Genomic DNA, 2,923 nt, shown 5'->3' with positions numbered 1-2,923 from the left:
GAGACAGACTCGTTATAGGGTCAAGCGAACAAGTGCATGTGGTGGATGCCTTGGCGATCACAGGCGATGAAGGACGCGGTAGCCTGCGAAAAGCTACGGGGAGCTGGCAAACAAGCTTTGATCCGTAGATGTCCGAATGGGGAAACCCACTCCTTTTGGAGTATCCATGGCTGAATACATAGGCCATGCGAAGCGAACGCGGTGAACTGAAACATCTAAGTAACCGCAGGAAAAGAAATCAACCGAGATTCCCAAAGTAGTGGCGAGCGAAATGGGATGAGCCTTGCACTCTTTATTTGTATTGTTAGCCGAACGCTCTGGAAAGTGCGGCCATAGCGGGTGATAGCCCCGTAGGCGAAAACAGTATGAAAGAACTAGGTGTGCGACAAGTAGGGCGGGACACGTGAAATCCTGTCTGAAGATGGGGGGACCATCCTCCAAGGCTAAATACTCGTGATCGACCGATAGTGAACCAGTACCGTGAGGGAAAGGCGAAAAGAACCCCGGGAGGGGAGTGAAATAGATCCTGAAACCGCATGCATACAAACAGTCGGAGCCTCGTAAGGGGTGACGGCGTACCTTTTGTATAATGGGTCAGCGACTTACGTTCAGTAGCAAGCTTAACCGTATAGGGCAGGCGTAGCGAAAGCGAGTCCGAATAGGGCGTTCAGTTGCTGGGCGTAGACCCGAAACCAAGTGATCTATCCATGGCCAGGATGAAGGTGCGGTAACACGTACTGGAGGTCCGAACCCACTAACGTTGAAAAGTTAGGGGATGAGCTGTGGATAGGGGTGAAAGGCTAAACAAACTTGGAAATAGCTGGTTCTCTCCGAAAACTATTTAGGTAGTGCCTCGTGTCTCACCTTCGGGGGTAGAGCACTGTCATGGTTGGGGGGTCTATTGCAGATTACCCCGCCATAGCAAACTCCGAATACCGAAGAGTGCAATCACGGGAGACAGACATCGGGTGCTAACGTCCGGTGTCAAGAGGGAAACAACCCAGACCGCCAGCTAAGGTCCCCAAATATAGCTAAGTGGGAAACGAAGTGGGAAGGCTAAAACAGTCAGGAGGTTGGCTTAGAAGCAGCCACCCTTTAAAGAAAGCGTAATAGCTCACTGATCGAGTCGTCCTGCGCGGAAGATGTAACGGGGCTAAGCTATATACCGAAGCTGCGGATGCGTGCTTTGCACGCATGGTAGGAGAGCGTTCTGTAAGCCTGCGAAGGTGTCTCGGAAGGGATGCTGGAGGTATCAGAAGTGCGAATGCTGACATGAGTAGCGATAAAGGGGGTGAAAGGCCCCCTCGCCGTAAGCCCAAGGTTTCCTACGCAACGTTCATCGGCGTAGGGTGAGTCGGCCCCTAAGGCGAGGCAGAAATGCGTAGCTGATGGGAAGCAGGTCAATATTCCTGCACCATTGTTAGATGCGATGGGGGGACGGATCGCGGAAGGTTGTCCGGGTGTTGGAAGTCCCGGTCGCTGCATTGGAGAAGGCGCTTAGGCAAATCCGGGCGCGGAATTCAAGGGTGTGGCGCGAGCTCCTTAGGGAGCGAAGCAATTGGAAGTGGTTCCAAGAAAAGCCTCTAAGCTTCAGTCTAACGATGACCGTACCGCAAACCGACACAGGTGGGCGAGATGAGTATTCTAAGGCGCTTGAGAGAACTCGGGAGAAGGAACTCGGCAAATTGGTACCGTAACTTCGGGATAAGGTACGCCCTTGTAGCTTGATGCCCCTGCGGGCAAAGGGTGAAGGGGTTGCAATAAACTGGTGGCTGCGACTGTTTAATAAAAACACAGCACTCTGCAAACACGAAAGTGGACGTATAGGGTGTGACGCCTGCCCGGTGCCGGAAGATTAAATGATGGGGTGCAAGCTCTTGATTGAAGTCCCGGTAAACGGCGGCCGTAACTATAACGGTCCTAAGGTAGCGAAATTCCTTGTCGGGTAAGTTCCGACCTGCACGAATGGCGTAACGATGGCCACACTGTCTCCTCCCGAGACTCAGCGAAGTTGAAGTGTTTGTGATGATGCAATCTACCCGCGGCTAGACGGAAAGACCCCATGAACCTTTACTGTAGCTTTGCATTGGACTTTGAACCGATCTGTGTAGGATAGGTGGGAGGCTATGAAACCGGAACGCTAGTTTCGGTGGAGCCGTCCTTGAAATACCACCCTGGTTTGTTTGAGGTTCTAACCTTGGCCCGTGATCCGGGTCGGGGACAGTGCATGGTAGGCAGTTTGACTGGGGCGGTCTCCTCCCAAAGCGTAACGGAGGAGTACGAAGGTACGCTAGGTACGGTCGGAAATCGTGCTGATAGTGCAATGGCATAAGCGTGCTTAACTGCGAGACCGACAAGTCGAGCAGGTGCGAAAGCAGGTCATAGTGATCCGGTGGTTCTGTATGGAAGGGCCATCGCTCAACGGATAAAAGGTACTCTGGGGATAACAGGCTGATACCGCCCAAGAGTTCATATCGACGGCGGTGTTTGGCACCTCGATGTCGGCTCATCTCATCCTGGGGCTGTAGCCGGTCCCAAGGGTATGGCTGTTCGCCATTTAAAGAGGTACGTGAGCTGGGTTTAAAACGTCGTGAGACAGTTTGGTCCCTATCTGCCGTGGGCGTTGGATATTTGAAGGGGGCTGCTCCTAGTACGAGAGGACCGGAGTGGACGAACCTCTGGTGTACCGGTTGTCACGCCAGTGGCATCGCCGGGTAGCTATGTTCGGAAGAGATAACCGCTGAAAGCATCTAAGCGGGAAACTCGCCTTAAGATGAGATATCCCTGGGGACTAGATCCCCTTGAAGGGTCGTTCGAGACCAGGACGTTGATAGGTCAGGTGTGTAAGCGCAGTAATGCGTTCAGCTAACTGATACTAATTGCCCGTAAGGCTTGATCCTATAACAAGTCTGTTTCGGCTCCA

General features: G+C 52.8%; 1 rRNA gene. It reads left to right on the top strand.

The annotated features are described in order from the left end of the window. The first annotated feature begins 18 nt into the window (after window positions 1-18). Window positions 19-2,900, top strand: a 23S ribosomal RNA gene (locus tag QZM67_RS39720). The last annotated feature ends 23 nt before the right edge of the window (window positions 2,901-2,923 follow it).

The organism is Burkholderia sp. AU45251 (assembly GCF_030482905.1).
GTDB lineage: Bacteria > Pseudomonadota > Gammaproteobacteria > Burkholderiales > Burkholderiaceae > Burkholderia > Burkholderia aenigmatica.
Note: the sequence above shows the minus strand (reverse complement) of the source record. Positions and strands in the feature narration are given on the sequence as shown.